Here is a 4,506-nt window from a genome sequence, read left to right on the forward strand (position 1 = left end):
CGCACCGACCAGGTGCCCGCCAGCGTGATCATCTTGTGCATGTGCATCTGGGCCAGCAGGAGCGCGATTGTCGACTCGGCGACCGTGTCGTCGTAGAGCCCCGAGGCGCACGCCCAGCGCACCCCGCCGGGGCGGATGAGACCGGCCTCGTGGAGGGCGTCGATACCCGCGAAGGTGGCCTGGACGTAGCGGATGTTCTCCGGCAGCGGATCGGGGAACTTCCGTGGACCGCCGTTGAACACGAGGAAGTCCGCGTCATGGACATCCTCGACGTAGGTGTGGCCGGCGGCCTCGATCTCGGCGATGGCGGCCGGCCACTGCTGCGGTTGGAAGGCGAATTTCATGGCTGACTCCTCCGGGGCAATGAAGTGACCTGTGTCACCACGCTACCGAAAGTCAGTACCCGAGTGAGATGTCCACTTCCGTCGGCATGCGCTCACCGGCCGCGAAGGCGGCGGCGTTCTCGATGATCTGCGGCGCGATCATCCGCTGCGCGATCCGCCCGGTCGCCGCGATGTGCGGCGTGATGGTGCAGTTGGGCAGGCTCCACAGCGGGTGATCCTCCGGCAGCGGCTCCGGGTCGGTGACGTCGAGCGCGGCACCGGCGATCCGGCCGGACCGGAGGGCCTCGACGAGCGCGTCGGTGTCGATGAGTTCGCCGCGGCCGACGTTGACCAGCACCGCGTGCGGCTGCATCCGGGCCAGCACCGGGGCGTCCACCATCCGGGAGGTCTCCTCCGTCAGCGGGGCGGCGAGGACGAAGGCGTCCGCCTCCTCCCACACGTGGTCCGCCGCGGACTGGGCGTGGGTCTCGTCCGCGCCCTCCACCGGGCGGCCCGAACGGTTCACCGCGATGATGCGCACCCCGAAGGGCCGCAGCAGCGGGATCAGGGCATCGGCGGTGCCGCCGGCACCGATGATCGCGACCGTGGGGCCGTCACTCAGCCAGCCCTGGGCCTCGTCGATGGGACCCCGGGCGCGGAAGGACCCCGCCACCGTGGCGGCCTTGACGTGGTGCAGCTGCGCGAGCAGCAGCGTCAGCGCCACCTCCGCCACCGGGCGGCCGTAGACGCCGGCGGCGTTGGCCCACCGGACACCGGGACGCATGACCCCGGCCTCGAGGAGGCGGTCGACGCCCGAGAACACGAACTGCACGAAGCCGATGCTCTCCGGCAGCGGATCCGGCAGCGGTCCCCCGGTGTAGATGAGGAACTCCGCCTCCTCCACCGGGACGTGGGTGTGACCGGCGGCCTCGACCTCGGCGATGACCCCGGGCCACAGACCCGGGGACATGGAGAACTTCATGGGACCCTCTCTACAGGCGGGAAGCGAAATTCGACAGGTAGTCGGCGTGGACCACCGGGCGACGCTGCCCCTCCGGCAGTTCCTCCGTGTGCTTGCCCAGCATCCCGAGGAGGACATCCGAGTCGTAGGCGACCTCGCCGCGTCCCACTACCGCACCGTCCGGGCCGATGATGTCGACGATCTCGCCGGCGTGGAACTCACCCTCCACCGCGGTGATGCCCACGGCGAGCAGGGAGGTTCCGCCGGCGGTGACGGCCTGGACCGCGCCTTCGTCGAGACGCAGCGTGCCGCCGGTGTCCGCGGCGTAGAGCGCCCAGAACTTCCATGCGGAGAGACGCCCCTCACGCGGGTGGAAGACGGTGCCCACGGAGGCGTCGTCAAGCGCGGGACCGATGTTGTCGGCGGAGGTGAGCAGCACCGGCACACCACCGCGGGAGGCCAGGCGTGCGGCGGAGACCTTGGAGGCCATGCCGCCGGTGCCCACCAGTCCGCCGTCACCGGCGATGACGCCCTTGAGGTCGCGGCCCGTGCGGACCTCGGAGACGAAACGCGCGTCCGGCTCCGCGGGGTTGCGGTCGTAGAGACCGTCCACATCCGACAGCAGGACCAGCGCATCGGCGCTGGTCAGGTGGGCCACGATGGCAGAGAGACGGTCATTGTCACCGAAGCGCATCTCGGAGGTGGCCACGGTGTCGTTCTCGTTGACGATCGGGATGGCACGCAGCTGGCGCAGACGGTCGATGGTGCGCTGGGCGTTGCGCGCGCGGTCGCGGCGACCGGCGTCGGACGCGGTGAGCAGCACCTGCCCGATGGTGCGGTGGTAGCGGGCGAAGGAACGGCCCCACTGGTGCGCGAGGTGGACCTGGCCGACGGCGGCGGCCGCCTGCTTGGTGGCCAGATCAGTGGGCCGCTGCGTCAGACCGAGGGGCCCCATGCCCGCGGCCACGGCACCGGAGGACACGACGATGATGTCCGAGTCGTACATGCGGGCCTGCAGGGCGTCGACGATGTGGTTGATCTTGTTCGGGTCGACCGTGAAATCGTCGTTGGTCAGCGAGGACGAGCCGATCTTGACCACGACCCGCTTCGCCCTGGCGATGCGCTCCCGCATCTCCGATTCATGTCCGAAGGCCGGACTACTGTCCAGTCCGGACACCGGGTCCGGGTACTCGACGTTGTCATCATGGTCGTCATAGGGGGACAGGGGCAGTCCATGTTGGCGGGTGGTCATATCCCCCCACCATACCGAACCGCCCCGTGAACCCCAGACAGGGAGGCGGCTAGCCCTCCCAACGCTCGCGGGAGGCCTCCTCGCCTTCGCCGTAGTCGTACTCGTCGATGAGTCCACGACGGGCCTGCGAGGCACGCTTGCGCTCCGCGGCGGAGACACGGTCGGTGGACAGGAGACGGGCGTCCCGGCCACGACCCGCGACGGTCGGATCGACACCGGCACCGGTGAGCGGCTCCCAGTCGAAGGAGATGTCGCCGATGGTGACGTGCGCCCCCTCCTTCGCGCCGGCCTTGTGGAGGGCGTCCTCCACGCCGATCTTGTTGAGCCGGTCCGCCAGGTAACCCACGGCCTCGTCGTTCTCGAAGTCGGTCTGCCTGATCCAGCGCTCGATCTTGGCGCCCTCGACGATGAAGCCGCCCTCGATCTCCGGGTCCTCCTCGACGGTGAACTCCGGTGCGCCCCGACGGCGTGCGTCGACGGCCTGCGGACGGATGATCGTGTGCTCGGTGTCCACCGCCACCTTCGGGCGACGACGACGGTCCGCCTTGACGATCTCCAGCAGCTTGTACTTCAGCGGGTCCAGCCCCTGGTGGGCGACGGCGGAGATGATGAACACCGGCCAGCCGAACTTCTCCTCCAGGTCCTCCTTGAGGAACTCCGCCAGCTCCAGCGCCTCCGGCACGTCGGCCTTGTTGAGCACGATGACGCGCGGACGGTCCCGCAGGTCACCCAGACCCAGGTCCTCGTCGAGCGCCGACTCGTAGGCGGCGAGCTCGGCCTCGAGCGCCTCGATGTCACTGACCGGGTCACGGCCCGGCTCCATCGTCGCGGTGTCCACGACGTGCACCAGCACCGAGGTGCGCTCGATGTGGCGCAGGAAGTCCAGGCCCAGGCCCTTGCCCTCCGACGCGCCCGGGATCAGACCCGGGACGTCGGCCATCGTGAAGGACTCGTGTCCGACGTTGACGACACCGAGGTTCGGGGCGAGCGTCGTGAAGGGGTAGTCCGCGATCTTCGGCTTCGCCGCCGAGAGCACCGAGATGAGCGAGGACTTGCCCGCGGAGGGGAAGCCGACGAGGCCGACGTCGGCCATCGTCTTCAGCTCGAGGATGAGGTCGTGCTGCTCGCCCTCCTCACCCTTGAGCGCGAAACCGGGGGCCTTGCGGCGGTGGGAGGCCAGCGCAGCGTTGCCCAGACCGCCCGTGCCGCCCTCCGCGGCGATGAAGCGGGTGCCCGGGACCGTGAGGTCCGCGAGGAACTCACCACCCTCGGACATCACGACCGTGCCCACCGGCACCTCGAGCACGAGGTCCTCACCACGGGCACCGTGACGGTGCCGGCCGGCGCCGTTGGCACCGCGGGAGGCCTTGATGTGCGGACGGAAATGGAAGTCCATCAGGGTGTGGACCTGGGGCGAGACCTCGAGGATGATGTCACCGCCGTGCCCGCCGTTGCCGCCGTCGGGGCCACCGAGGGGCTTGAACTTCTCACGGTGGACGGACACGCAGCCGTGGCCGCCGTCGCCGGCGGACAGGTGCAGGACAACGCGGTCTACGAAGCGGGACATGAACGGATTCCTCCTGTTGTGGTTCAGGTAACCGTCAAGATTACCCGTGAATGCGACGGAGCCCGCCGCTCCCCCAGCGGGGTGCGACGGGCTCCGGGCACGTGCTGTGAACGTGGCGCCTAGGCGTCGACGGTCACGGCCTCGTTCTCGACGATGTTGACCATGCGACGGTTGCGCTTGATGCCGAACTCAACGGCACCGGCCTTCAGAGCGAAGAGAGTGTCGTCGCCACCGCGACCGACGTTCTCGCCCGGGTGGAACTTGGTACCGCGCTGACGGACCAGGATCTCACCGGCCTTGACCTGCTGGCCACCGAAACGCTTCACGCCGAGGCGCTTGGCCTCGGAGTCGCGGCCGTTGCTGGAGCTGGATGCACCCTTCTTAGTTGCCATTGGTTACCCTC

The 4,506-nt window shown here is 69.3% G+C and carries 4 protein-coding genes and 1 pseudogene; all 5 read right to left on the minus strand.

Features of this window, described 5'->3' with window-relative positions:
- A pseudogene (locus GXZ33_RS04930) lies at nt 1–344 on the minus strand (hypothetical protein); the annotation flags it as partial.
- 52 nt (nt 345–396) lie between these two features.
- Nucleotides 397–1,305, minus strand: a complete 909-nt coding sequence (locus GXZ33_RS04935) for a D-isomer specific 2-hydroxyacid dehydrogenase family protein (protein WP_291339767.1) — start codon at nt 1,303–1,305, stop codon at nt 397–399.
- 10 nt (nt 1,306–1,315) lie between these two features.
- Entirely contained in the window at nt 1,316–2,536 is a 1,221-nt protein-coding gene (gene proB, locus GXZ33_RS04940) for a glutamate 5-kinase (protein ID WP_291339768.1), read from the minus strand.
- Between the two features lie 49 nt (nt 2,537–2,585).
- Entirely contained in the window at nt 2,586–4,103 is a 1,518-nt protein-coding gene (gene obgE, locus GXZ33_RS04945) for a GTPase ObgE (RefSeq protein ID WP_291339769.1), read from the minus strand.
- A gap of 119 nt (nt 4,104–4,222) precedes the next feature.
- Nucleotides 4,223–4,495: a 50S ribosomal protein L27 gene (gene rpmA / locus GXZ33_RS04950; protein WP_291339770.1), complete on the minus strand. Its 273-nt coding sequence runs from the start codon at nt 4,493–4,495 to the stop codon at nt 4,223–4,225.
- Between the last annotated feature and the right edge of the window lie 11 nt (nt 4,496–4,506).

The sequence above is a fragment of the Corynebacterium sp. genome, from assembly GCF_012838985.1.
Classification (GTDB): domain Bacteria; phylum Actinomycetota; class Actinomycetes; order Mycobacteriales; family Mycobacteriaceae; genus Corynebacterium.